This is a genomic window from Pseudomonas sp. USTB-Z (genome assembly GCF_019691255.1).
GTDB classification, from domain to species: Bacteria; Pseudomonadota; Gammaproteobacteria; order Pseudomonadales; family Pseudomonadaceae; genus Aquipseudomonas; species Aquipseudomonas alloputida.
This window is the reverse complement of the sequence record NZ_JAECZP010000014.1, coordinates 140,410-165,439: the sequence shown is the minus strand read 5'-3', so window position 1 is coordinate 165,439 and position 25,030 is coordinate 140,410. Positions and strand designations below refer to the sequence as shown.

The window sequence follows — 25,030 nt, the reverse complement described above, 5'->3', positions numbered from 1 at the left end:
CCCCTTGCCGGGTGTGTAGAGGACTTTCACCCCCAAGTCACCAGCGAGGCCACCACAGCCAAGCTGGTTGCGCTATCGCGCAACGCGCCATGCCTGGCGCACCATAAAAAAACCCGGCTTGCGCCGGGTTTTTTGCGTCTCGCAAGAAGCATTACTTCTTGGAGCGGCCTTTGAAGCTGTTGTCGCGAGTGTCGATGTCGATCCACTCGTCGATCTGGATGAAGTCAGCAACCGAGATCTCGGTACCGTTCGCTAGCTTGGCAGGCTTCATGACTTTGCCGGAGGTGTCACCGCGAGCAGCGTTCTCGGTGTAGACAACTTTACGGCTGATGGTGGTCGGCAGCTCAACCGACACCAGACGGCCTTCGAAGAACACGGCTTCGCAGACGTCTTCCATGCCTTCTTCGATGTACGGCAGAACGGCTTCGATGTCCTCGGCGTTCAGCTCGTACATGGTGTAGTCGGTGGTGTCCATGAAGGTGTACTCGTCACCATTGATGAACGACAGGGTCGCTTCTTTGCGATCCAGGATCACGTCGTCCAGCTTGTCGTCCGCACCGTATACGGTTTCGGTCTTGTAGCCGGTCAGCAGGTTCTTCAGCTTGGTCTTCATGATCGCGCTGTTACGGCCCGACTTGGTGAACTCAGCTTTTTGAACCAGCCACGGGTCGTTGTCGATCCGCAGGACGGTACCGGGTTTCAGTTCTTTACCAGTTTTCATTACGAAGTATCCGAATCTGGATGGATTTATAAAAATCGAGGCCGCGTATCATAGCGAATTTCGGTAAAAGTGTACTAGCGCTGTGGCAAGGTCCGGCTGAGCGGCCTGTCGCGCCCCCCAAAGGCGGGCATGCTGCTGCAGTTCCGGCCAATGCTGGCGGGCCGCCCGCCAGGCCTGGCCCATGTCGATATTCATGTTCCAGGCACGCCACAGGCCCAGTAGGGCTGCATCGGCATCGTCTGACAGGCCGCAGCGATAATGCGCGAGGAACGCTTCGAGTTTTTCCCAATGGGCATTCTCGTCCTGCACATAGATGTGCCACAGCATCGGCTGCCCCGCCCACTGCGCACGCACGAACGAGTCTTCGCCGCGCACGGCATTGAAGTCACAGCTCCATAACAGCCGGTCGAAGTCGTCCTGACTGACGAAAGGCAGCACCTGAACGGTCAGCGCCCCACGGGTGCGCACATCACCCACGTGCAGCGGCCCCTCGCCCAGCCACTGGCTGAGCCCCGCGACGATGCGCCCCTGCGGGACCAACAGGTGGCAGGCCTGGTCAGCTGTGGCCAGGGCATCAAGCCAGCTGCCCAGCTGTGGGTTTTCATAGGCAAACAGCGAGATCAGCAGCGCACCCGGCACAAGGTCTACACCAAGCCCCTGCAAAAAGGCACGGCGCGCCTCCGCCGACTGCTGGAACGCGTCACGCCGGGCCAGCAGCGAACCCTCGCGCAGCAAACCACCCGTTTTGTCAGTAAAACCCGGGAAGAAAAATACCTTGCGCAAACCGTTGGGCTGCGGCGAAGGCAAACCATGGCAACCCTCCACCCAGTCCTCGGCACTCAGGTACTCGAGGTTGAGCCAGAGCGGCGGCTGCGGACGGGCGCGCATGGCCTCGACATACGCCGCGGGCAACTGGCAGGCGAACGCGCCGATCACCACATCGGCCGGCGCCACCGGCAACCACGCTGCCGGCCAGTGGCGCACATCCACACCGTGCTGCCACTGTTGCGCCGCCGTGGCGTCGGCGCCAGGGCACATGGGCGTGAAAGCGTTGAGGTCATCCACCCACAGGCGCACCGCCAGGCCGTGCTCGGCCACCAACTGCCGGGCCAGGCGCCAGGTCACGCCAATATCGCCGTAGTTGTCGACGACGCTGCAGAAGATGTCCCAGGTGGCTTTCATGCGCCCCTCCCGTGCGGGTGCAAAAACCGCGAATTCTGCGCATAAATTGGCGCAGACAAAAGCACCTGCGCAGAAAAATGCCCAAGCGCATGCGACAATGCCCCCCTACCACGCTGCCAGGAGGCTGCCATGCCGCGCCACCGTGAATTGAAGATCACCCTCAAGCCGTTGCCGTTGATCATGTGCGTTGCCTTGGGCCTGTGGCTGGGCGCCATGGCCATTGCCGTGAGCCTGTGGCTGGCCCAGCAGTTGTGGCCACAGCAGGTGCAACCTCTGGCCCAGGTTGTAGCCCCGCACGCAGGCCGCCCCGTTGCAACGCCTGCACCGGCCACTGCCCAGGATGCCCAGGCCGAGATGTTCGAACGCTACAAGGACATCCTGCACAAACAGGCGCTGCAACAGGCCGCCGATGCCGCACAGGGCAATCCGCGCAACCTCAACAGCCCCAAGTGCCAGTTCTGGCTACAGCAAAACCGTACCGCGCCCACCGAAAAAAGCCAGGCCAACGTGCTGGAGTTCTGTTACTGACCATGGACAAGCCCCAGCTGCTGGCGCTGATTGTCGCCACCCTCGCGCATGACCTGGACGTGCTGACCCGCGCGGCGCAAACCGCCTACGAGGCCGCCACCGCCGAAGAGAACATTGCCGAGAACAAGTATGACACGCTGGGCCTGGAGGCCTCGTACCTGGCTACCGGCCAGGCCCGCCGCAGTGCCGAGATCCGGCAGGCGCTGGTGATCTACCAGCAGTTAATGCTGCGTGATTACAACCCGGCGCGCGGTGTGCAGGTAAGCAACCTGGTGACCCTGGAAAATGAAGATGGCGGGCAGCGCCGGCTGTTTCTCGGGCCTGAGGCAGCGGGGTTGAAGATTGGCGAAGGCGACGGGTTGGTGACGGTGATTACCCCGCGTTCGCCGCTGGGGCAGCTGTTGCTGGGCAAGCGGGTGGATGACGAGGTGAGCCTGGGGGCGCAGGTATCGTTCATTGTCGATGTTGTCTGAACCGGCCTCTTCGCGGGCCCGCCCGCTCCCACAAGGGTCCCACTGCCTTCAGGGCTGTGATATCCCTGTGGGCGCGGGCGGGCCCGCGAAAGGGCCGGCACAGGCAATAATTCTCTAAAGGGCCTGCAAGGCATCGAACCGCACCGCCAGCCCCTGCTCGGCAAACTGCTCCACCACAAAATCGATGAACGCCCGGGTCTTACCCGGCAACAGCTTGTGCTCGGCGAAATACAGGCTGATATGCCCATCATCCACATACCAGTCCGGCAACACCCGCAGCAGGCGCCCGGCCAGCAAATAGGGCACGGCAAACGGCAGGCTCACCAGGGCAATGCCCAGCGCCTGCTCGGCAACCGCGCACGCCGCGTCCGAATCGCTCATGGTCATCGCCTGACGCAATTGCAGCGGCTGCTGCGCCTGCCAACGGCTGGTCAACGGCCACGAGCGCACCCGCCCGGTCTGCGGTGACCGCACCAGGATGCCGTCATGGCGTTGCAGCGCCTGCGGGTCTTCTATCGGCGCGTGCCGCTGCAGATAAGCCGGCGCCGCCACCAACACCCGGTGCGCGGGGGTCAGCTTGCGCGCCACCACCCCTGGCGGCAGTTCGAAACCACCGCCAATCGCTGCATCGAAACCCTGGCCGATCAGGTCGACCTGGCGGTTGTCGAAATGCCAATCCGGGGTAATCGCCGGGTAACGGCGCAAGAATTCCCCCAGCAACGGCAGCACGTACAAACGCCCGAACACCGTGCCCATACTCACCCGTAACGACCCGGCCGGCTGGCCTTCTGCACTGGCCAGGTTGGCCACGGCGTACTGAATGGTACGAAAGCTGTCACTGACCTCGCCAAGAAAACGCTGCCCCGCTTCGGTCAAGGTCAGCTTGCGGGTACTACGCTGGAACAACCGCACACCCAGGCGCGCTTCCAGCTGCGCAACGTGCTTGCCCACAGCAGCCGGGGTTAGGCTCAGGCGCCTGGCGGCTTCGGCAAAACTGCCGACCTCGGCACTGCGGATGAAGCATTCCAACGCGCTGAATGATTCCATGGCCATGATTAGCAACCAGAGGTTTACTCTGCTGATAGTGATTACCATCTTATCAGTAGGCAATCGAGCGCCGATACTGTGCCCATCCAAGGCATTTCGGCCTGGCTTCCAGCAGGAGAACAGCATGTCCAAGCAACTTACACTCGAAGGCAAAGTGGCTCTGGTTCAGGGCGGTTCCCGAGGCATTGGTGCAGCCATCGTGCGGCGCCTGGCCCGCGAAGGCGCGCAAGTGGCCTTCACCTATGTCAGCTCTGCCGGCCCGGCTGAAGAACTGGCTCGAGAAATTACCGAAAACGGCGGCAAAGCCTTGGCCCTGCGGGCTGACAGCGCTGATGCCGCGGCCGTGCAACTGGCGGTGGATGACACCGTAAAAGCCTTGGGCCGGCTGGATATCCTGGTCAACAACGCCGGCGTGCTGGCAGTGGCCCCGGTGACAGAGTTCGACCTGGCCGACTTCGATCGCATGCTGGCCGTGAACGTACGCAGCGTGTTCGTCGCCAGCCAGGCCGCCGCACGCTATATGGGCCAGGGGGGTCGTATCATCAACATTGGCAGTACCAACGCTGAACGCATGCCGTTTGCCGGTGGCGCACCGTACGCCATGAGCAAGTCGGCACTGGTTGGCCTGACCCGCGGCATGGCACGCGACCTCGGGCCGCAGGGCATTACCGTGAACAATGTGCAGCCCGGCCCAGTGGACACCGACATGAACCCGGCCAGTGGCGAGTTTGCCGAGAGCCTGATTCCGCTGATGGCCATTGGGCGGTATGGCGAGCCGGAGGAGATTGCCAGCTTTGTGGCATACCTGGCCGGCCCTGAAGCCGGGTATATCACCGGGGCCAGCCTGACTGTAGATGGTGGGTTTGCAGCCTGATTGAACGGTTGCCTGTGCCGCGACAACGCCGGCACAGGCTAGCCTTTCTGTGCCCCCAGGCACTGTTCCATCACGTCCAGAAAAGCCCGGGCAGCCGGTGTGGGGCTGGACGACCACACCGCATACAAGTGCCGCACCGGCGCATCCACCAACCGCGCCACTGCTACACCTTCGATGCCTTGAGCCACCCGCTCGGGCACCAGGCCGACGGCCATGCCCCGCTGCACGAATTTCTCCACTAGACGAACATGCCCGATCTCGAACTGCACCCGACGCTGCAACCCCACCGCTTCAAACGCCTCGTCGGTCTGTCGTCGCGCCCCGGTGCCTTCGGGGAAGTCCACCAACACTTCACCTGCCAGGTCAGCCAGCGCCAGCTGTGCCCTGCCCGCCAGGCGATGCCCCAACGGCAACACCGCCACCAGTTCTTCCCGAGCCAGCAACCGATGCTGCACCCCCTGCAGCACCTCGCCCTGCCACAGCCCGATAAAGCCCACGTCCAGGCGCCGCTCGAGCACATCAGCGATCAGCAATTCGCTCTTGGCCGTGAGCCAGCGTACATCCACATCCGGGAAACGACCGTGAAACACCGCCAACAGGTCGACCAGGTCCAGCGCAGTGAGCGAGCTGATTTCACCAATCGCCAGCCGCCCGCGCACCTGGCCGCAGGCCGCTGCCACGTCATCGGCAATGCGCCGGGCCGCCTCCACCGCGGGCCGTGCACTGAGTACAAAGGCTTCCCCCGCAGGTGTCAGGCGTACCCGCCGCGAACTACGCTCGAACAGGCTCACCCCCAGCTGCGCCTCCAGCCGCGCCACCTGATGGCTAAGGGCCGACTGCACCACGTGGCAGCGCTCCGCCGCGCGGGTAAAACTGCCGGTGTCGGCCACGGCAAGGGCATATTCGAGCTGCTTGAGGTTCATCGATCTATCTGCTTTCAAGATGAATAGGTTGAAAACTATACATTGGTGTCATGCCTGACACTTGCTGATAATCATCACTACACACCACTGCCCCCACGAGAATTGCATGCACACCCCCACTCTCAGCCGCGCCTTGATCCTGCTGATGGCCACCGCCACAGGCCTGGCCGTGGCCAGCAACTACTACGCCCAACCGCTGCTGCACAGCATCGCCCAGCAGTTTGGCTTGAGCACCGCCAGCGCCGGCAGCATCGTGATTGCCGCGCAACTCAGCTATGGCGCCGGCCTGTTACTGCTGGCACCGCTGGGCGACCTGTTCGAGCAGCGCCGGCTGATTACCGTGATGACCGTTGTCTCCACCTTGGGCCTGGTCATCAGCGCCTGTGCACCCAGCCTGCCCTGGCTGCTGCTCGGCACGGCGCTGACCGGGCTGTTCTCGGTGGTGGCACAGATCCTCGTGCCGATGGCAGCGACCCTTAGCGAGCCGCATCAGCGTGGGCGCGCGGTCGGCACGCTGATGAGCGGCCTGCTGCTGGGCATCCTGCTGGCGCGTACTGCTGCCGGCTTCATGGCCGAGCTGGGTGGCTGGCGCAGTATCTACGTGCTGGCCGCCGTGCTGATGGCATTTACCGCCGTGGCGCTGTACCGCAGCCTGCCACAGCACCACAGCCACGCCGGGCTGAAATACCCGGCCCTGATCGGCTCCGTGTTCCGCCTGTTCATCGAAGAGCCCGTGCTGCGCCTGCGCTCGCTGCTCGGTCTGTTGGCATTCAGCCTGTTCGCCCTGTTCTGGACCCCCCTGGCGTTTCTGCTGGCGAAAGGCCCCTACCACTATTCGGATGCAGTGATCGGCCTTTTCGGCCTGGCCGGTGCGGCGGGTGCGTTGTCGGCCAACTGGGCCGGGCGCCTGGCAGACCGCGGCAAAGGCGCGCTGGGTACCACCGTGGGCCTGGTGGTGTTGCTGTTGTCGTGGGTGCCGCTGGGGTTTGCCGAACAGTCCCTGCTCGCCTTGCTGCTGGGGGTGCTGATGCTTGACCTGGCGGTACAGCTGGTGCATGTGGGCAACCAGAACGCAGTGATCGCCCTGCGGCCCGAGGCACGTACGCGGCTGAATGCCGGTTATATCACCTGCTACTTCATCGGCGGGGCGCTTGGGTCGTTACTGGGCACGCAGCTGTTCCAGCGCCAGGGCTGGATGGGGATCGTGGTGGCCGGGCTGGTGATTGGCGGGCTGGCGTTGCTGGCCTGGGGATGGGCCGAACGCAAGCGCAAGAATGCCTTGCAGGTGGCCTGAAAAACGCTCGCTGGATTCTTCGCGGGCACGCCCGCTCCCACAGGTGTTTCACAAACCTCAGGGCAGTGATACGCCTGTGGGTACGGGCGTGCCCGCCAAGAGGCCAGCCACGGCGACAAAGTACCGCACTACCCTCCGTCGCAATGCCGTTGACTTGCCTGCCGGGGCAGCGCTCATTAAGCGCTGGAATGCCCTTTCCCTGACAGGATGAATTTATGACAAGACTCACGGTACAGTCCGGCGATTTCTTGCAAGGTGAAGGCGAGTATCGCAATGGATCGCTCACACTCAAGACCGCACGCAGCCCCTCACCCGGTGAGCGGATTTCCCTGGCACGCATCAGCGACTTGCGGCTGGCCAGCCTGGAAACCAACCGCAGCCTTGGCAGCGCCTTGGGCTGGGGCGTGGCCGGCGCCCTGGTGGCAGGGCCAGTAGGGCTGCTGGCCGGGCTGTGGTTGGGTGGCAAGGAAGAAGAAGCAACCTTTCTGGCCACCTTCAAGGATGGACGCAAGCTGATGGCCATTACCGATGGCAAGACCTGGTCGAAGATCGATGACAACTGGCGGCAGCACAAGCGGCCGATCAAGACAGGCTGACTGAATACGCCGGGCCTGGATCGTTTTATGTAGAGGGCGGCTGGTAAGATGCCGCCTTTTTCATGGCCTGTACCGGCCTCTTCGCGGGTAAACCCGCTCCTACAGGGGTATCACCAACCGGTGTAGGAGCGGGTTTACCCGCGAAAGGGCCAGTCCAGGTATCGCGCATCCAGGAGCCCCACCGCATGCCCCCGCATCACCCCCGCCTGCCCCTGAGCCTGCTCAGCCTGGGCCTGGCCCTGCAGTGCCCCTCTGTGCTTGCCGAAGACAGCGTGGTGCTGGCCCCGTTGCAGGTCTCCGACACCTACGCCAATGATGGCTACCAGGCACGCCAGGCCGCGGTGGCCGGCTTCCAGCCCGCGCCACTGCTCGACACCCCCGCCTCTGTCAGCGTGTTCAGCCAGCAGTTGCTGGAAGACCGCCAGGTACGCAAGCTTAGCGAAGTGTTGCAAAGCGATGCCTCGGTCGGCGAAAGCTATGCCCCCATCGGCTACTACGAAAACTTCAATGTGCGCGGCTTCGAGCTGAACGCCGCCAGTAGCTATCGCATCAATGGCCAGACCATTGCCGGCGAACAGAACGTAGCCCTGGAAAACAAGCAGCAGGTGGAATTGCTCAAGGGCCTGTCCGGGCTGCAGACCGGCGTGTCGGAGCCGGGCGGCTTGATCAACTATATGACCAAGCGGGCCCAAGACATACGCAGCGTCACGGTATCGACCAACGAACAGGGCGAACGCTATCTGGCCACCGACCTTGGCGGCTGGTTCGGCAGCGAAAAGCAGTTCGGCCTGCGCGCCAACCTGGCCCATGAAGACATCCGCACCTACGTCGACCACGCTGACGGCAAGCGCGACTTCGCCTCGCTGGCATTCGACTGGCAGATCAACCCGGATGCCACCCTGCAGCTGGATGCCGAGTATCAACACCGCGAACAGTCGTCGGTGCCGGGTTACCAGCTGCTCGGTGGCACTGAAGTGCCACACGGCATCGACCCAGAAGACCGCCTGGCCTACCAGCATTGGGCAAAGCCCGTGCAGAACGACTCCCTGAACCTGGGCGGCCGCTTCGAATACCGCTTCAACGATACCTGGACCGGCACCGTGAGCGCCTCCCGCAGCAAAGTGGTGATCGACGATTACAGCGCGTTTGCCTGGGGTTCGAGCGAGGGGGCGTTTTTCGGCAGCAATGGCGACTACGACATCTATGACTTCCGCAGCCCCGACGATACCCGCCGTACCGACGAGGCACAGGCCATGCTCAACGGGCACTTCGATGCGCTGGGGGTGGGGCACGAGCTGACCGTGGGTACCAGTGCGCAGCGACGCACACTGGATCAGCGCCCGTACTACAACGAGTGGCTTGGTACCGGCAACATCCATACCAGCGCCCCGGACCTCGATCCGTCCGACAAACCCGTCGGCGCCAGCGAACGCCGGCTGGACAGCCGCCAGTACGGCTTGTTCGTCAGCGACCGCATCAGCTTCAACGAGCAATGGCAGACTGTGCTGGGCGCCCGTGAAGTGCGCCTGGATGAAAAGACCTGGGACGAGAACGGCGTAGCCGGGCGCCATACCCGCCAATACGAGCTGCTGCCCAACGCTGCGCTTATCTACAAACCGCAGCCAAACACCACGGTATACGCCAGCTACGCCAAGGGCCTGTCTGCCGGAGGCACAGCACCCTGGTTCGCCAGCAATGCAGCTGAAATCCTTGCACCCACCACCTCCCGCCAACTGGAACTGGGCCTCAAGCACGACTGGCAAGGCCTGAGCCTGAGTGCCGCCCTGTTCCAGATCCGCCAGGCGTACCAGTACGCGCGCCCAGACGGCACCGGCAACTTCACCTACGTGCAGCAAGGCCAGCAGAAAAATACCGGCCTGGAACTGGGCGCCAGCGGTCGGGTGACCCCGAACCTGCAGGTACAGGCCAGTGCGGCAGCCATTCGGGCGCGGGTGCAGAACAGCGGCACCGAAGCCTATGAAGGCCACCAGGCGATCAACGTGCCTAAATTCCGGGCGGCGCTGCATGCGGAATATGCCCTGCCGGTTCCGGGGCTGGCGCTGCTGGGCGGGGCGCGGTATAGCGCCAGCAAGTATGCGAGCCAGGCGGGCAATGTGGAGGTTGGCGGGTATACCGTGTTCGACCTTGGCAGCCGCTACAGTACCCGTGTTGGCGGGTATGACACGGTGCTGCGGCTGACGATGGATAACGTGCTGGACAAGCGATACTGGCGCGATGTGGGCGATTACCTGGGGGATAACTACCTGTTCCAGGGAGCACCGCGTACCGCTCGGCTTTCGGCTTCGATCAGCTTCTAGATTGCCGGGGCCGCTCTGCGGCCCTTTCGCGACACAAGGCCGCTCCCACAGGTGTGGACTGCCCCCAAGGGGTTGGATTGGTGTCCAACTTCTTGGGAGCACTCCAATTGCCTGTGGGAGCAACTGTCTTGCTCAATTTCTAAAAGCTGGCGCGATCCGTGTGGGAGCGGCCTTGTGTCGCGAAAGGGCTGCACAGCAGCCCCGGGATTTCAGCGTCGGTGCAAATAATGCTGGGGCCGCTTCGCGGCCCTTTCGCGACACAAGGCCGCACAGGCCGGTGTTCAGCTTCAGCCCAGCGCAGTGTCGAGAAACATCATCACCGCAAACCCACCCATCAACCCCGGGTAATGGAGCTGGGAGCATCGCTGGGCAGCTAGGTCGAGCCGGCGCTGGAAGCCCTGAAGGTCGCCGTACATCTGAAGCCTGGCATAGGCTTTGTGGGAGCCTTGTGTCGCGATGGGCTGCGCAGCAGCCCCAATGGCCTTGAAAACAAAAGCCCCCGTGCTTTTCAGCGCGGGGGCTTTTCGTAGAATGTGGCGGTGAAGAAGGGATTTGAACCCTTGATACGATTTCTCGTATACACACTTTCCAGGCGTGCTCCTTCGACCACTCGGACACTTCACCGTTTCTCTTCAAGCCTTGCGGCCTGTCGAGGTGCGCTAATTTAGTGAAAGACTTTCCCTTTGGCAAGCATTTTTTTCAATTTTTTCATGTATTTGCACTTGGGCTGCCATGAGCACTGACCGACCAGTCAGCCTTGCTGCTTTACCTCGCCCCTGGCGCTGGGTAACGTCGTCGCCACGCCAACAAAAGGACTCTGCCATGAGCGAGCTGATTACCTACCACGCCGAAGACGGCATCGCCACCCTTACCCTGAACAACGGCAAGGTCAATGCCATCTCGCCGGACGTCATCACTGCCTTCAATGCAGCGCTGGACCGCGCTACCGAGGAGCGTGCAGTAGTGATCATCACCGGGCAGCCGGGCATTCTGTCAGGCGGTTACGACCTCAAGGTGATGACCCGCGGCCCCAAGGACGCCATCAGCCTGGTCACCGCCGGTTCCACCCTCGCCCGCCGGCTGCTGTCGCACCCGTTCCCGGTGGTGGTCGCCTGCCCCGGCAATGCCGTGGCCAAGGGCGCCTTCCTGCTGCTGTCGGCTGACTACCGCATTGGCGTCGAAGGGCCGTACAAGGTATGCCTGAACGAAGTGCAAATCGGCATGACCATGCACCACGCCGGCATTGAACTGGCCCGCGACCGCCTGCGCCGCTCGGCCTTCCACCGCTCGGTGATCAATGCCGAAGTATTTGACCCGCAGGGTGCCGTGGATGCCGGCTTCCTCGACAAGGTGGTACCGGCCGAGCAATTGCAGGAAGCGGCAATGACTGCAGCACGAGAGCTGAAGAAGCTGAACATGCTGGCGCACAAGAACACCAAGCTGAAAGTGCGCAAAGGGCTGCTGGAGGCGCTGGACAAGGCGATCGAGCTGGATCAGCAGCATATGGGCTAACCGCACGGGCCCTTTTCGCGGGTTTGCCCGCGAAAGGGGCGGAACAGGCCTGCACCAAGGTTTGCCCCAACCAGTGCACACCCGTACACTGCCCCGCGACCGTCTGGTGTGAGCCGTACCATGCTTTATTCATTGCGTATGTTCCTGCTGGGGCTGCATTTTCTTGCCGTTGGCGCCGTGGGCCTGATCATTGGTCTGTGCCGCCCCTTCAACCCTGACAACAGCCGCGTTTTCGCCCGGCTCTACAGCTTGCCGGCCACCTGGCTGATGCGCATCAAGGTCAAGGCCGAAGTCGGCCCATTGTGGGACCACCCACCCGGGTGTGTGATCGTGGCCAACCACCAGTCCAACTTCGACCTGTTCGTGCTGGGCCAAGTGGTGCCGCAACGCACCGTCGCCATCGGCAAGAAGAGCCTGGGCTGGATCCCGCTGTTCGGCCAATTGTTCTGGCTGGGCGGCAACGTGCTGGTCGACCGCAAGAATGCCTATCAGGCACGCAGGGCCATACAGAAGACCACCCGGGTTCTGCAGGACGACACCTCGATCTGGATTTTCCCCGAAGGCACCCGCAATCCCGGCGAGCATTTGCTGGCGTTCAAGAAAGGCGCGTTTCACATGGCCATCGAGGCCGGTGTGCCGATCGTGCCGGTCTGCGTCAGCCGCTATGCCAGGCGCCTGAGCCTGAACAGCTGGCGCCAGCGCACGGTGATTGTGCGCTCGCTGCCGCCCATTGCCACGACGGGCATGACACTGCAGGACCTGCCAACACTGATCGAGCAATGCCGGGTGCAAATGCAGCAGTGCATTGACCGCATGGAAAAAGAACTGGCCTGATCCGGGGTTGCTCTGGAGCCGGGTACAGCCCAAGCTGTATCCGTGTTCAATCGAATAAGCGGACAACCATGGGTCGAGTCGTGGCATCGGCGGTGTACAGCGCCGGCAGAAAGGTCACCAACATCAGCATCGACGAAGGCAGCGAGTGGGCGCGCAAGCCGGGGCATTTTGTGTGGATCGGCCTGGAAGAGCCCAATGCCGAGGAGCTGGCCAACCTGCAGTCGCAGTTCAACCTGCACGAACTGGCCATCGAAGATGCCCTGGAAAAACACAGCCGGCCCAAGCTGGAAACCTTCGGTGACGCGTTGTTCATCGTCACTTATTCGCCAGTGCGCCACGAAGGCAAACTGGAATTCATCGAGACCCATATCTTCGCGGGCAACGGCTACATCATCACCTGCCGCAACGGCCACTCCAAATCCTACGCCATGGTTCGCCAGCGCTGCGAGGCTCGGCCCCTGCTGCTGGAACATGGCGAAGACTTCGTGCTGTACGCCCTGCTCGACTTCGTCACCGAGAACTACCAACCGGTCAGCGAGGCCATTCATGGCGAGATCGAAGCGCTGGAGGAAAGCGTACTGGGCGGCTCGCTGCGGGAAGACGACATCCGCCGCCTGCACAGCCTGCGCCGTGACATCCTGCGCCTGCGCCGCTACGTGGCACCCCTGGTTGAAGTGAGCGAAGAACTGCAGCGCCTGAGCTTCCCGTTCATCGACAAGAACATGCGCCCGTACTTTCGTGATGTGCAAATTCACGTGACACGGCAGATGGAAGACTTGGCCGGCATACGCGACATTGCCAGCCAGACGATCGAGATCGGCATGCTGCTGGAATCGTCACGGCAAAGCATCGTGCAGCGCAAATTCGCGGCCTGGGCGGCGATTCTGGCATTCCCTACGGCCATTGCCGGGGTTTACGGGATGAACTTCCAGAACATGCCGGAGCTGAGCTGGCACTACGGTTACTTCGCGGTACTGGGGGTGATTGCGACGGGGTGTGCCGGGTTGTATGCCAGCTTCAAGAAATCGGGTTGGCTTTGATGGCCTCTTCGCGGGCGCGCCCGCTCCCTCAGGTGGCTCACAATTTTCAGCATTGTGCGCAACCTGTGGGAGCGGGCGTGCCCGCGAAGGGTTGCCACCGATTAAGCGGCGCTGTCGCTGGCCTTTGATGGCTGCTGGATGAACCGCAACATCCACTCCCCTACCAAATCACCCTGGTGCTCGGTGGCCAGGCTGGCAACGGCCTTGTGGTACACCTCGTCACCCAGGTATTCCTGGCGCGCATCGAGCAGTGCGCGGGAGTAGTCATGCACGAATTCCGGGTGACCCTGGAAGCACAGCACCTGGTCGCGAATGTGGTACGCCGCGTTCGGGCAGAAATCGCTGGAGGCGATCACCGTAGCGCCTTCCGGCAGTTCGGTCACCTGGTCCTGATGACTGATCAGCAAGGTCAGCTCCGACACCTCCGGGTCCATCCAGGGCGCATGCGCCGCCAACGAGTAGCGATGAATACCCACGCCCCAGCCTTGCTCAGCCCGCTCGGCCTTGCCACCCAGGGTCAAGGCCAGCAACTGGTGGCCAAAACACACGCCCAGCAGCTTTTCACCGCGCTCGTACAACTTGAGCAGGTAGGCCTTTAGCGTCTGGATCCACGGGTCGGTACCGAACGAATCGGCCTTGCTGCCCGTCACAAGGTAGGCATCGAACTTTTCACTGTCGGCGGGATAGTCGCCGTGCATCACGTTGTACACACAAAATTCGGCGGCAATCGGCTGACGCGAGAAGAGCTGCTCGAACATCCTGCCGTAGCCCTGATATTGCGCCGTCAACTCCGGTCGCAGGACATCGGTTTCAAGGATGCAGATGCGTAACGACATAGGGGTAGTCCTGAACGACATGGGTGGGAATCTGCTGTAGAGACTGCCGCGAAAGGCACGTACAAGCAAGTAGGCTGCACTGACGAACGGTCACATTTCGTCGGCGCCTGCCGAGTGCTTGCGCCACTGTCTAGATAGAGCGTGTCAGCTAGATAGCACTTAGCCTCATAGCCAGAGGAATGGTTTTAGTGCACGGTTAGAACAAAGGGTTCTCAAATATGGATAACGCACACCCTACTGTTGAAGGTATATCCACTTTCAAGCGGCAAGCAGTCCGGCGCCATTCAACGCCACTGCGATCGACCCGAAGCGCGACAAGGAAGCCAACGGGTATTCAGGAATAACAACAAGAAGGCGGTCCGCCATGTTCAGACAATCGAAAATTCGCCAAGCTGGGCTCATTTTATTTGCCACCACGTTGCTGTTGATCTTGCCGAACCTGACACGTTTGTTTGGCTGACTGCGGCGGTGGCGCCAACGGGCAACGCACAGGTAACCTGCTGGCCTTGATGGTCGGAGATCGCCTATGCGCCACTGCCTTGCCCTGCTAGCGTTGCTCCTGAGCCTGCCATTGTCGGCGGCGCAACTGCACCTTGAACTGGGCGCGACACCGCGCCAGTGGAGCAGCGCCGAACTGCTTGGCCACCCTGAGGCCCAGGACATCAGCATCGAACAGGACGTATCCTACAAACGCCCCATGCACTATCGGGCGGTGCCACTGGTCACGCTGCTGAAAGGCGTGACTGCCAGCGATCACCTGCAGGCCGTGGCGCTGGATGGCTTTGCCGCCGAAATGCCCGCTGCGCCCTTGCTGCAGCAAGGGCCGGCACGGGCCTGGCTGGCCGTGGAAGACCCCGACACGCCGTGGCCGTCACTGGGTCCAGGCAAGCCAAGTGCTGGGCCGTTCTACCTGGTGTGGACTGCGCCGCAGGCCAGCGGCATCCGCCCTGAACAGTGGCCATTCCAGATCGCCACCCTTCGCAAGCTGGCCCCGGTGGAACAGCGGTTTCCTGCGCTGCTACCCGACCCGACGCTGCCGGCCGACAGCCCGGTGCGCCAGGGCTTTGCCCTGTTCCAGCAGAATTGCCTGGTGTGCCACCGGTTGAACGGTGCGGGGGATGGGCAGGTGGGGCCGGACTTGAATGTGCCGTATAACCCGACCGAGTATTTTCAGCCGGTTTATTTACGCAAGTTGATACGCGACCCGCAAAGCCTGCGGCGGTGGCCGCAGGCGAAGATGCCGGGGTTTGCGGAGAGTGTGTTGAGTGAACAGGAACTGGATGCGCTGCTGGCCTATTTGGGGCACATGGCAGCGCGTAAGCCTTGAGGGCCTCTTCGCGGGTAAACCCGCGCCTACACGGTGGTGGACACACACCGGGGGGTGAACACAGACCGTCGTAGGAGCGGGTTTACCCGCGAAAGGGCCGGGCCTGCTGGCCAATATCCCTGGCCGTTCATCGTTGCCGCCGCCACCGTAATCGCGGGTTAACCCGCTCCTACAACGGCAGGTGGTGTCCACCCTCCATCAATGTGTAGGCGCGGGTTAACCCGCGAACGGGCCAACACAAAACTGTCAGGCCGTGAGCCGTTCGTGCTTGACGCCCCACCCTTCCACCTCACCCCCATACGGTGTCACCAACTGCTCGAAGGCCTCTTCAAAGTCGCCAATCCCGCCATGGGTGGCGTACATGACCTTGCTCAGTTCCAGGTGCCAGGCACCGTCGCCCAGCTCCTTCACCTGGGCATTGAGCGATTCCCCGCGAAACTGCCCGGCTGCACGACGGGCCCCTGCTTCGTCCGGGAATACGGCATAGAACTCGATGGGGTGGATCTGGGTGAAGTCGAAACCGCCTGCTTTCATCTGGCGCAGGACGTTGCTGCTGATATCGTCGTTCTGGCTGCTCATGAATCGTCCTCCTGAATAAAGCAATGGATAGACTTTCCGTGCACTACGCACCTGCCGGCAAAGGCCGTGCAGTTCGAGCTGATGCAAGACGCGAATTGTAGCGGCGCCAACCCGCAGAACAGGCAGGCCCTTCTCCAGCGTAGTGCCTGCCAAGGCACCACGCAAACGTGTGGTTCAGGCGACTTCGTGAATGCTGGTGATGGTCACACCGCTATGCTCTTTGAGCCAGCGTGCGGTCGGGGAGATGATACGGTCCTGGAAGTCGTTGAGGTCCAGCTCGTCCATCACCGGAAACAGGTGTGAGCGGATGGCCCGCGCAACGTCTTCCTCGCTGGGGCAATGCTCGGCATGCAACAGCAATGTGGACGGTTCGCCCTTCTGGTCGGCAAAAATGACTTCCCACTCTTTCATTGAACGGACCCTCTCAGTCAACGAACACCAGGTGTGTGATGCCTGAATAACTGACCTTGGGGCGGGGATAATGTTCAGTCCGGGGAAATTGTGCGGGGCCCATTCGCGAGCTTGCCCGCTCGCACAGGGCCAGCACAAGGTTCTAACCCTTGTCGTGCCTGTGGGAGCGGGCAAGCCCGCGAATGGGCCGCAACGCGGCCCCGGTTTACTTCGGTGTGCCGTGCACCACGCCAGCGGTGTTATCCAGCAGGCTCTTGGTCGCCGTCTGGATATACGCTTCCAGCTTCTTGAGCATTTCCGGCTGGTCCGGACTTTCGATCAGTTCGGCCTTGAACTCGCTGCCCAACTGGTAGCGGTACATCCGCGGGCTCATGTCCTTGGACTCGATCAGGATACGGTCACCCTGCACCAGCCCGACAATCTGCTCGCTGCCCGACGGCTTGATCATGCCCACGCCCTGGTCACCCTCGGGCAGGTTGAGCAGGTCACGCCCCCAGCACTGGTGGCGAGCCTTGCCACCCAGGCGGCCCATGATGGTCGGCACGATATCGACCTGGGTACCCACGGTGTGGTTCACCGCACCGAACTTCTCCTGAATGCCCGGGGCAATCAGCAGCAGCGGCACGTTGAAGCGGCCCAGGTCCAGCTCGGTAACCTGCTGGTGGTTGCCAAAGCCATGGTCACCGACGATGACGAACAGGGTGTCCTTGAAGTAAGGCTCTTTACGCGCCTTCTCGAAGAACTGGCCCAGCGCCCAGTCCGAATAACGCATGGCGGTCAGGTGCTCGTCCAGACGGCCCTGGCCGGTCACTTTCTCTACCGGCAAGTCCTTCGGCAGGGCATACGGCGTGTGGTTGGACAGCGTCTGCAGCAGCGCGTAGATCGGCTTCTTGCCATCGTGCTTGGCCAGCTCTTCGTTGCCGCGGTCGAACATGTCCTGGTCGGACACACCCCAGGTCGGGTCGGAGAACACCGGGTTGACGAAGTCATTACGGCCGATGAAGGTGGTCATCCCCTGGTTGCCGAAGAACCCGGACTGGTTGTCCCAGGCAAAGTCGCCGTTGTAGACGTACACGTCGTCGTAGTCACGGGCGCTGAGCAGGGCCGGCAGGCCCGACAGCTTATGGCCGCCTTCCGGGGTCTGCATCAGGTATTCGAAACCTGGCAGGTTGGGGAAGCAGGCCATGGTGGCGAACATGCCCTGGTGGGTATGGGTGCCGTTGGAGAAGAAGCGGTCGAACAGCAGGCCTTCTTTGGCCAGCTTGTCGAAGTACGGGGTGATGTTGTTGGGGCTGCCAAGCGCGCCTACCGAGTGGCCGGCGAAGCTTTCCATCAGGATCACCACCACGTTCTTGATCGGCAGGGTACGGTCAGCCGGCGGCACAAAGTCGCGGCGGATAGCGGCTTCGTCGGCGTCGACCAGCGTGTCGTGGGCGGTCAGCAGTTGCTCACGCACACTTTGCGTGGCCACGTCCTGCTGCAGGACTGGCTTCCAGATGTTGGCACGGTCCTCGCCAAAGCGGCTCTTGGCAGCGTCAATCAGGGTCAGGGTGCCGTTCAGGCCCAGCTGGTTGACGAAGTTGGAGTCCGTGGTAAAGGCATCACCCCAGCGCATCGGCGGGCCCTGGCGCAGGGTGCCACGGGCAGCGACCACGGCCACCAGCAAGATCACCATGAATACCGCCAGGCGCTTGTACCACGGGGCAACGCGGTACAGGCCTTCGGCACGGGTGGCGCGATCGATACCTTTGAACAGCAGGCTCAGCAGCCAGGTCCCGAAGGCCCAGGCCAGCAGGTAGCGGACCACCGGGAAACCGTACCAGAGCATGCTCATGACGGTTTTCGGGTCTTCCTTGATGTATTGGAAAACCAGGCCGTTGAGGCGCTGGTGGAACTCGCGGTAGAAGTCCATTTCCATCAGGCCGAGGAACATCACCACGCTCGAAGCGAGGGTCAGCCAGAAACGGAACACGCCACGCCGGGCCATGGCCCAGGGGCTGAGGATGGCCAGCAGCAGCGGAATACTGATGTAAACCACCACCCGCAGGTCGAAGCGCAAGCCGTTGAGGAAGCCTTCGGCGACCGTCGAATAAGGGGTATCGCCGACCATGTCGTTGTTGTAGGCCAGCAGCGCCAGGCGCACGAGGCTGAGCATCAGCATGATCACCAGGCCGCTGAGCAGCGTATAGGCCAGGTGGGATTTCAAGGTCGGCGAAAATGACGTTCGCGCGCCCTGTTGCTTCAAGGCGTCCGTGTTAGCCATGAATGGGAAGGTCCTAGGATTGCGGTTTGCGAAGAGGCGATGGCGCTAGGCCAACGCAGCATTATGCGGGTGCGGATTCTGTTTAAACCAATGTGAAAATTTTGTCACGGCCCTATTACTGGCTATGTCAGTAACGCGCCTAGAGCCGCACATTCCCCCGCGGCCCGGCAATCGCCCAGATCACCAGCCCCACCACCGGCAGCAAGGCGATCAACAAGATCCACAACACCTTGATGCCCACCTCGCTGCCACTCTTGATCACGTTGAGAATGGCCCAGATATCCAGCGCCAGAATGATCAGCCCGACCAGGCTGTTGAAGGTAGATCCCATGTCTGAATTCCTGTCCAGAGGCTTTGCTGCACAGCATAGTCAGCTATCGCAGCAATAGAAGGGAATCCTTGGCGGATGTCGCAGGTCCCTCGGTAGACTGACTGCATTCACTGATTCGAGGTTCGCATGCCACCCACCCACAGCCAAAGCGCCGCCCCCTCTTCACTGCTGCAGGCCTGGCGCCAGCAGGTTACCGATACCCCCTGGCTCAGCGCCGGCCTGGGGCTGAGCCTGCTGGCGGTGTGCGTGCTGCTGGCCGCCAGCCTCTGGAACGCGGTGAACGGCGACCATGCCGACAACCTGCACTTGGCCATGCTGGGCGGGTTGTCCGGCTTTGGCGCCACCGCACTGGGCGCCGTGCTGGCAGTGGTGCTGCGCGATGTCAACGCGCGCACCCAGGACGTGATGCTGGGCTTTGCTGCCGGCATGATGCTGGCCGCCAGCTCGTTTTCGCTGATTTTGCCGGGCCTGGAGGCTGCCCGCGAGATCACGGGCAACGGCCCGGCCGCTGCGTTTACCGTGGTGCTGGGCATGGGCCTGGGTGTGCTGCTGATGCTGGGCCTGGACCGCTTCACCCCGCATGAACACGAAAGCACCGGCCCGTGCGGCCCCGAAGCCGAGCGCATCAGCCGGGTGTGGCTGTTTGTGCTGGCGATTACCCTGCACAACCTGCCTGAAGGCATGGCGATTGGCGTGAGCTTTGCCAATGGCGACATGAACATCGGCCTGCCACTGACCAGTGCCATCGCCATTCAGGACATCCCCGAGGGGCTGGCCGTGGCGCTGGCCTTGCGCGCCACGGGGCTTTCCAACCTGAAGGCCGCGTTGGTGGCGATAGGGTCGGGCCTGATGGAGCCGCTAGGGGCGGTGATCGGGCTAGGGATTTCTACAGGCTTTGCCCTAGCCTACCCGATCAGCATGGGGCTGGCGGCGGGGGCGATGATCTTTGTGGTCAGCCACGAGGTGATCCCCGAAACCCACCGCAACGGGCACCAGACAGCGGCGACCCTGGGGTTGATGGGTGGGTTTGCGGTGATGATGTTTCTCGACACTGCGCTGGGCTGAAGCTGAACACCGGCCTGTGGGAGGGGCCTTGTGTCGCGAAAGGGCCGCGAAGCGGCCCCGGCATTATTTGCATCGACGCTGAAATCCCGGGGCTGCTGTGCAGCCCTTTCGCGACACAAGGCCGCTCCCACAAAGCCTATGCCAGGCTTTAGATGTGTACGGCGACCTTCAGGGCTTCCAGCGCCGGCTCGACCTTGATGCCCAGCGCTGCCCCCAGCTCCATTACCCGCGCCAGGTCCTGCTGCCCCACCATGACCATCTGCAGTTCATCATCGAGCAACTGGCTGAAGTTGAGCAGCACATAACCACCGGCCTCCTTGTTCAGCGCGCCCATCTGCACCTGGATACGGTTGAGCGCGGTCAGTGGCTCGGTACGGGCCAATTGCTTGGGCTTGAGGGTAAACGGCACGCTGTTGTCGAACGAGTCGCTGATCTGCTGGAACAGCGCCTGGTAGCTGTCGGCCTGGAACACCACGGTATCCGGCAGGCTGCCCAGCACCACCCATTCGCCCAAAGGCATCGGGAAAGTGTCGTCGTAGTTGATGTCAGGGTTGGCGGCCAGGAAGGCGACAGGGTCAGCGTAGGCCTGGGCGGCCTCGTCGGCGATACGCTCGATGTCTGCCTCACGCATGCAGCCTGCGCCAATGAGGCTGATGAATTCGAGCAACTGAGTTTTCATGAAAGGGGGCCTGCGACGGGTGAAAAGTCGCCAAGGATAGCCGCAAATGCCCCTAGGCGGTTAGCCCGCCTGTGCTTGCAGGCGCGCGGCAGTGTCTGCTGCGCCCATGGTTTGCGCCGCCATCAGGGCGGTGATGCCGCGGGCGTCCTGGTGCGCCGGGTCGGCCCCCTGGGCCAGCAGATAGTCGAGGATTTCGCTGCGGTTGAACATCGCCGCCAACATCAGCGCGGTGCGACCGTCCTGTGCGGCGGCATCCACCGGCACGCCATGCTCCACCAGCAGGCGAATCATCGCCAGGTCCCCTTTGAATGCGGCACCGGCAATCGGCAGCTGGCCATTGTCGTTGGCAATCAGCGGGTCGGCACCTTGCGCCAGCAGCACGCGCACCGCCTCGTGGTGACCGTGGTAGCTGGCCAGCATCAGCAAGGTATCGCCCTTGTGGTTACGCAGGTTGGCCGGCAGGCCGCTGGCAAGCAGGCGCCCGAGCATGTCGGCGTCGCCCTGACGGGCACGTTCGAACACCTGCTCGGCGAACGCAGCGGTTTCGTCGTCGGTCATGGTGGCAGGTGCGGCTTGGCTGGACATGGGGAACCTCCTGGCATAATTGATGGCCCAAGTGTTCGTCAGGCATGCCATTGCGGTCAAAGGTTCAGATTCTATAAGGCCGATAGGCAAACCCTGACCCGTGCAAAATGCACTGTGCAAAATGCACGACCGTGCAGCCTGCACGATGCCGCTTCTGAGAATTCCACGTAAGCTACTGGTTTTACTATATTTTTTGCCAAACAAGATTCTGGCACGGTCACTGCAACCATCAACTCATGTCTGCCACACACCAGCCAGGAGTTGATATGGACCTCATCCAGCAAAAGTTCGCCTCGGTATTTTCGGCCTATCAAGTGAATACCAAAGCCCGGCCCGATGGCGGTGTACTGCTTACCCTGCGCGCAGCGGATGGCAAGGTTACCCGCCGGGTGCTGACCTATGGGCAATTGCACAGTGCCGAACAGCTCTCCTGGGCGATCAGTGCCATCCGTCGTGATCTGGCTGAAGAGGCCAGTGAGTTGCCGGTCATCTCGATGCTGCAGAGCCAGCAGCGGTTTGCCCTGCCGACTTACCGCTGAGGGGTGTATTGCCTGAACTGGCCTCTTCGCGGGTAAACCCGCTCCTACATGCCTAAAGGCGGCGCAACATTGACTGCGCGATGCCTAAGGGTGATGCCACCGCTGTAGGAGCGGGTTCACCCGCGAAGAGGCCGGTAATGCAATTACAGCTCGTCGATCCCAAGAAATGCCCGCGCCGTCACATCCCCGGTAAACCGCGCCTGCATGCCCTGCTCGCTGCCATACAAGCGCAACGCCAGGCAAAACGGTGTATCACCCAGCTCAACCCAGCGCCGCGTCCCGGCCGGCACCAGCAGCTGGTCACCCTTCTCGCACAGCACCGAATACACCCAGCCCCCCAGCCGCAGGCCAACCTGCGCCCGCCCGCTGACCACGGCGAACAGCTCGTCGGCATCATGCACATGCTCATCACGCACATCGACCTGTGCCGGGTCTTCACCGTCGCGGTTGAGCAGCGCGAAGGCCTTGCTGCCATGCGCCGTCATCAACTCATCCAGATACACGCGGCAAACCTCCAGCACCTCGTCCTGGGCCGTGCCCGGGCGCACCCGCAGGCCAGGTTCGGCATGCACAAAGCGCACGCCCTGCTCGGCCAACGTAGCGGCGATGTCGTCGTGGTGAGTCAGCACCTTGTTCGGCAGTGCCGGGCTGGCGGGGTGGAAAACGCTGAGAATGCTCATCAGGGGCGGGTCCTGGTCGGTTGCGAACAAAGGGCAATGATAACGGCTGCGGCCAAGGCTGCGGCACTGGCCATACCAAAGGTGAAGGTGGGGCCCAGCAGCTTCCAGCTGTAGCCTGAGTACAGCGCCCCCAGCGCACCGCCGGTACCCGACAGCGCGGCGTAAAGCGCCTGGCCCTGGCCCTGCTGGCGGGCACCGAAGCTGGCCTGGACGAACGCGATGCTGGCGGCATGGAAGCAGCCGAAGGTGGCCGCGTGCAGCAGCTGGGCGAAGATCAGTACTGCCGGCTCCTGGGCCAGGTTGCCCAGCAGCAGCCAGCGCAATGCCGCCAGCAGGAAGCTGACCAACAGCACGCGCTGTACGCTGAAACGGGCAAACAGGCGGCTCATGACCATGAACATCAGCACCTCGGCCACCACCCCAAGCGCCCATAACAGGCCGATGGCACCGCGCGTGTAGCCCAAGTGCTCCAGGTGCAGGGTAAGGAAGGTGTAGTACGGCCCGTGGCTGAGCTGCATCAGGGCCACGCACGCGTAGAACGCGATCACCCCCGGGGCACGCAACTGTTGCAGGAAGCCCCCCGTGCCGCTGCGCCCGCCCTGTTCCACCGGCTGGGCATTGGGCACCCACAGGCTGGCGGCAACGATGCCGGCCATGATCGTGACCAGCGCCACCGGGTAGATGTCCAGGCTCAACCACTCGAACAAGCGGCCCAGGCCAACCACGGTGAGGATGAAACCGATCGAACCCCACAGACGTACCTGGCTGTAGCGCGACGTTTGCCCGTGCAGGTGGGCCAAGGTGATGACCTCGAACTGCGGCAGCACCGCATGCCAGAAGAACGCGTGCAGGGCCATGACCAGCGCCAGCCAGGCGTAGCTTTTGCCGAAGAAGATCAGGGCGAAGGTGGCCAGGGTGCACAGCGCGCCAAGGCGGACGATCAACAGCCGCTGCCCCGTGCGATCGCCCAGCCAGCCCCACAGGTTGGGGGCCACGCAGCGCATCAGCATGGGGATGGCCACCAGCTCGCCGATGCGCGCCGGGGAGAAGCCCAGGTGGTCGAAGTACAGCGCCAGGAACGGTGCGGTGGAGCCCAGCAGGGCGAAATAGAACAGGTAGAAGCTGGACAGGCGCCAGTAGGGGATGGGTTGCATGGGGTGGCCTTGTGGGGACCTGGGCCGGCCTCTTCGCGGGTGAACCCGCGCCTACGCGGATTTCACCCTGTCACTGCACCTGAGGGCAGTGATATCCCAATGTAGGCGCGGGTTTACCCGCGAAGAGGCCGGTGCAGGTGGATCAGCGCTGGCCCAGCACCGGGGTATTCACTTGCACATCGGCATTCTGCGCACGGTGGCGCAGCAGGTGGTCCATCAGCGCAATGGCCATCATCGCCTCGGCAATCGGCGTGGCACGGATGCCCACGCACGGGTCATGGCGGCCCTTGGTGATGACGTCCACCGGGTTGCCATCGACATCGATCGAGCGGCCCGGGGTGGTGATGCTGGAAGTGGGCTTCAGCGCCAGGTGCGCAACGATCGGCTGACCGGAGGAAATACCGCCCAGAATGCCGCCTGCATTGTTGCTGAGGAAGCCTTCCGGGGTCAGCTCGTCCCGGTGCTCGGTGCCGCGCTGGGCCACACTGGCAAAGCCGGCGCCGATTTCCACGCCCTTGACCGCGTTGATGCTCATCAGCGCATGGGCCAGCTCTGCATCCAGGCGGTCGAAGATCGGTTCGCCCAGCCCGGGCATCACGCCTTCTGCGACCACGGTGATCTTGGCGCCCACCGAATCCTGGTCTCGGCGCAGCTGGTCCATGTAGGCCTCCAGCTCAGGTACTTTGTCCGGATCAGGGCTGAAGAAGGCGTTTTGCTCCACCGACTCCCAGGTCTTGAACGGGATTTCGATCGGGCCCAGCTGGCTCATGTAGCCACGCACGGTGATGCCCTGGGTGGCCAGGAACTTCTTGGCGATAGCGCCGGCGGCCACGCGCATGGCGGTTTCGCGGGCCGAGCTGCGGCCGCCGCCGCGGTAGTCGCGGATACCGTACTTGTGGTGGTAGGTGTAGTCGGCGTGGGCCGGGCGGAACAAGTCCTTGATGGCTGAGTAGTCCTTGGACTTCTGGTCGGTGTTGCGGATCAGCAGGCCGATCGAGCAGCCGGTGGTGCGGCCTTCGAACACGCCGGAAAGGATTTCTACCTCGTCGGCTTCCTGGCGCTGGGTGGTGTGCCGGCTGGTGCCGGGCTTGCGCCGGTCAAGGTCGTGCTGCAGGTCGGCGAGGGAAATTTCCAGGCCCGGAGGGCATCCATCGACAATGGCGACCAACGCCGGGCCATGGCTCTCGCCAGCGGTGGTGACAGTGAACAGCTTGCCGTAGGTATTGCCGGACATGGACG

At 62.6% G+C, this 25,030-nt stretch carries 26 protein-coding genes and 1 tRNA gene; 12 read left to right on the top strand and 15 right to left on the bottom strand.

Annotated features, from left to right (window positions below):
* Nucleotides 1-151 precede the first annotated feature (151 nt).
* Nucleotides 152-721 (bottom strand): elongation factor P, encoded by a 570-nt coding sequence (efp, locus tag I8746_RS17585; RefSeq protein ID WP_003252871.1) that lies wholly within the window; start codon nt 719-721, stop codon nt 152-154.
* A gap of 48 nt (nt 722-769) precedes the next feature.
* Nucleotides 770-1,903, bottom strand: coding sequence for an elongation factor P maturation arginine rhamnosyltransferase EarP (earP, locus tag I8746_RS17580; protein ID WP_221100888.1), 1,134 nt, complete (start codon nt 1,901-1,903; stop codon nt 770-772).
* A gap of 129 nt (nt 1,904-2,032) precedes the next feature.
* On the opposite strand from earP, the gene I8746_RS17575 reads away from it, so the two are divergent.
* Together I8746_RS17575 and I8746_RS17570 are read left to right on the top strand one after the other, a co-directional pair.
* Nucleotides 2,033-2,431 (top strand): hypothetical protein, encoded by a 399-nt coding sequence (locus I8746_RS17575; RefSeq protein ID WP_221100887.1) that lies wholly within the window; start codon nt 2,033-2,035, stop codon nt 2,429-2,431.
* Nucleotides 2,432-2,433: 2 nt separating this feature from the next.
* Nucleotides 2,434-2,904, top strand: a complete 471-nt coding sequence (locus I8746_RS17570; RefSeq protein ID WP_221100886.1) for a transcription elongation factor GreAB — start codon at nt 2,434-2,436, stop codon at nt 2,902-2,904.
* A 114-nt stretch (nt 2,905-3,018) separates the two neighbouring features.
* On the opposite strand, the gene I8746_RS17565 is transcribed toward I8746_RS17570, so the two are convergent.
* Complete coding sequence (locus I8746_RS17565) at nt 3,019-3,957, bottom strand: LysR family transcriptional regulator (protein WP_012053332.1); 939 nt, start codon at nt 3,955-3,957, stop codon at nt 3,019-3,021.
* 118 nt (nt 3,958-4,075) lie between these two features.
* On the opposite strand from I8746_RS17565, the gene I8746_RS17560 reads away from it, so the two are divergent.
* On the top strand, nt 4,076-4,825 hold the full coding sequence (locus tag I8746_RS17560; RefSeq protein WP_003252861.1) for a 3-oxoacyl-ACP reductase family protein: 750 nt from the start codon (nt 4,076-4,078) through the stop codon (nt 4,823-4,825).
* A 38-nt stretch (nt 4,826-4,863) separates the two neighbouring features.
* Here the strand turns inward: I8746_RS17560 and I8746_RS17555 are convergent, their stop codons facing one another.
* On the bottom strand, nt 4,864-5,748 hold the full coding sequence (locus I8746_RS17555; RefSeq protein WP_143495809.1) for a LysR family transcriptional regulator: 885 nt from the start codon (nt 5,746-5,748) through the stop codon (nt 4,864-4,866).
* Between the two features lie 106 nt (nt 5,749-5,854).
* Here I8746_RS17555 and I8746_RS17550 point away from each other — a divergent pair, with 106 nt between their 5' ends.
* The 3 genes from I8746_RS17550 (at nt 5,855) to I8746_RS17540 (ending at nt 9,956) form a co-directional block, all read left to right on the top strand.
* Nucleotides 5,855-7,042: an MFS transporter gene (locus tag I8746_RS17550; RefSeq protein ID WP_012053334.1), complete on the top strand. Its 1,188-nt coding sequence runs from the start codon at nt 5,855-5,857 to the stop codon at nt 7,040-7,042.
* Nucleotides 7,043-7,257: 215 nt separating this feature from the next.
* Nucleotides 7,258-7,638 (top strand): hypothetical protein, encoded by a 381-nt coding sequence (locus tag I8746_RS17545; RefSeq protein ID WP_003252855.1) that lies wholly within the window; start codon nt 7,258-7,260, stop codon nt 7,636-7,638.
* A gap of 185 nt (nt 7,639-7,823) precedes the next feature.
* A complete protein-coding gene (locus I8746_RS17540) occupies nt 7,824-9,956 on the top strand; it encodes a TonB-dependent siderophore receptor (protein ID WP_221100885.1) in 2,133 nt (710 codons plus the stop codon).
* A 534-nt stretch (nt 9,957-10,490) separates the two neighbouring features.
* Here I8746_RS17540 and I8746_RS17535 read toward each other — a convergent pair.
* Nucleotides 10,491-10,580 (bottom strand) — tRNA-Ser (locus I8746_RS17535).
* Between the two features lie 198 nt (nt 10,581-10,778).
* On the opposite strand from I8746_RS17535, the gene I8746_RS17530 reads away from it, so the two are divergent.
* The 3 genes from I8746_RS17530 to I8746_RS17520 all read left to right on the top strand — a co-directional run bounded on the left by I8746_RS17530 (nt 10,779) and on the right by I8746_RS17520 (nt 13,342).
* Nucleotides 10,779-11,468 (top strand): crotonase/enoyl-CoA hydratase family protein, encoded by a 690-nt coding sequence (locus I8746_RS17530; protein WP_103462862.1) that lies wholly within the window; start codon nt 10,779-10,781, stop codon nt 11,466-11,468.
* Between the two features lie 120 nt (nt 11,469-11,588).
* Entirely contained in the window at nt 11,589-12,302 is a 714-nt protein-coding gene (locus I8746_RS17525) for a 1-acyl-sn-glycerol-3-phosphate acyltransferase (protein WP_014754121.1), read from the top strand.
* A 68-nt stretch (nt 12,303-12,370) separates the two neighbouring features.
* Nucleotides 12,371-13,342, top strand: a complete 972-nt coding sequence (locus I8746_RS17520) for a magnesium and cobalt transport protein CorA (RefSeq protein WP_010952874.1) — start codon at nt 12,371-12,373, stop codon at nt 13,340-13,342.
* Between the two features lie 101 nt (nt 13,343-13,443).
* On the opposite strand, the gene I8746_RS17515 is transcribed toward I8746_RS17520, so the two are convergent.
* Nucleotides 13,444-14,178: an amidotransferase gene (locus I8746_RS17515; RefSeq protein ID WP_003252828.1), complete on the bottom strand. Its 735-nt coding sequence runs from the start codon at nt 14,176-14,178 to the stop codon at nt 13,444-13,446.
* A gap of 526 nt (nt 14,179-14,704) precedes the next feature.
* On the opposite strand from I8746_RS17515, the gene I8746_RS17510 reads away from it, so the two are divergent.
* Nucleotides 14,705-15,505: a cytochrome c gene (locus I8746_RS17510; protein WP_221100884.1), complete on the top strand. Its 801-nt coding sequence runs from the start codon at nt 14,705-14,707 to the stop codon at nt 15,503-15,505.
* Between the two features lie 246 nt (nt 15,506-15,751).
* On the opposite strand, the gene I8746_RS17505 is transcribed toward I8746_RS17510, so the two are convergent.
* From I8746_RS17505 to I8746_RS17490, 4 genes are all read right to left on the bottom strand, one after another.
* The gene (locus I8746_RS17505) at nt 15,752-16,084 is read right to left on the bottom strand and encodes a ribonuclease E inhibitor RraB (RefSeq protein ID WP_003252824.1); all 333 of its coding nucleotides are present in this window, start codon (nt 16,082-16,084) and stop codon (nt 15,752-15,754) included.
* A 174-nt stretch (nt 16,085-16,258) separates the two neighbouring features.
* Nucleotides 16,259-16,495, bottom strand: a complete 237-nt coding sequence (locus I8746_RS17500) for a hypothetical protein (RefSeq protein ID WP_221100883.1) — start codon at nt 16,493-16,495, stop codon at nt 16,259-16,261.
* A 205-nt stretch (nt 16,496-16,700) separates the two neighbouring features.
* Entirely contained in the window at nt 16,701-18,758 is a 2,058-nt protein-coding gene (locus I8746_RS17495; RefSeq protein ID WP_014859922.1) for an LTA synthase family protein, read from the bottom strand.
* 139 nt (nt 18,759-18,897) lie between these two features.
* Nucleotides 18,898-19,089 carry a PLDc N-terminal domain-containing protein gene (locus I8746_RS17490; protein WP_003252818.1) on the bottom strand — a complete coding sequence of 64 codons (192 nt, stop codon included), beginning with the start codon at nt 19,087-19,089 and terminating at the stop codon, nt 18,898-18,900.
* 126 nt (nt 19,090-19,215) lie between these two features.
* Between I8746_RS17490 and I8746_RS17485 the strand changes: the two genes are divergently transcribed.
* Nucleotides 19,216-20,154: a ZIP family metal transporter gene (locus I8746_RS17485; protein WP_003252816.1), complete on the top strand. Its 939-nt coding sequence runs from the start codon at nt 19,216-19,218 to the stop codon at nt 20,152-20,154.
* A gap of 148 nt (nt 20,155-20,302) precedes the next feature.
* On the opposite strand, the gene I8746_RS17480 is transcribed toward I8746_RS17485, so the two are convergent.
* Entirely contained in the window at nt 20,303-20,833 is a 531-nt protein-coding gene (locus tag I8746_RS17480; RefSeq protein WP_004577082.1) for a hypothetical protein, read from the bottom strand.
* 60 nt (nt 20,834-20,893) lie between these two features.
* Complete coding sequence (locus tag I8746_RS17475; protein ID WP_108191506.1) at nt 20,894-21,418, bottom strand: ankyrin repeat domain-containing protein; 525 nt, start codon at nt 21,416-21,418, stop codon at nt 20,894-20,896.
* A 266-nt stretch (nt 21,419-21,684) separates the two neighbouring features.
* Between I8746_RS17475 and I8746_RS17470 the strand changes: the two genes are divergently transcribed.
* A complete protein-coding gene (locus I8746_RS17470) occupies nt 21,685-21,957 on the top strand; it encodes a DUF3509 domain-containing protein (RefSeq protein ID WP_003252809.1) in 273 nt (90 codons plus the stop codon).
* A 143-nt stretch (nt 21,958-22,100) separates the two neighbouring features.
* Here the strand turns inward: I8746_RS17470 and I8746_RS17465 are convergent, their stop codons facing one another.
* The 3 genes from I8746_RS17465 to aroC form a co-directional block, all read right to left on the bottom strand.
* Nucleotides 22,101-22,637, bottom strand: a complete 537-nt coding sequence (locus I8746_RS17465; RefSeq protein WP_221100882.1) for an oxidase — start codon at nt 22,635-22,637, stop codon at nt 22,101-22,103.
* A complete protein-coding gene (locus I8746_RS17460) occupies nt 22,637-23,791 on the bottom strand; it encodes an MFS transporter (protein ID WP_004577081.1) in 1,155 nt (384 codons plus the stop codon). Before I8746_RS17460 ends, I8746_RS17465 begins: the two co-directional genes overlap by 1 nt.
* A 142-nt stretch (nt 23,792-23,933) precedes the next feature.
* On the bottom strand, nt 23,934-25,025 hold the full coding sequence (gene aroC, locus I8746_RS17455; RefSeq protein ID WP_003252803.1) for a chorismate synthase: 1,092 nt from the start codon (nt 25,023-25,025) through the stop codon (nt 23,934-23,936).
* Between the last annotated feature and the right edge of the window lie 5 nt (nt 25,026-25,030).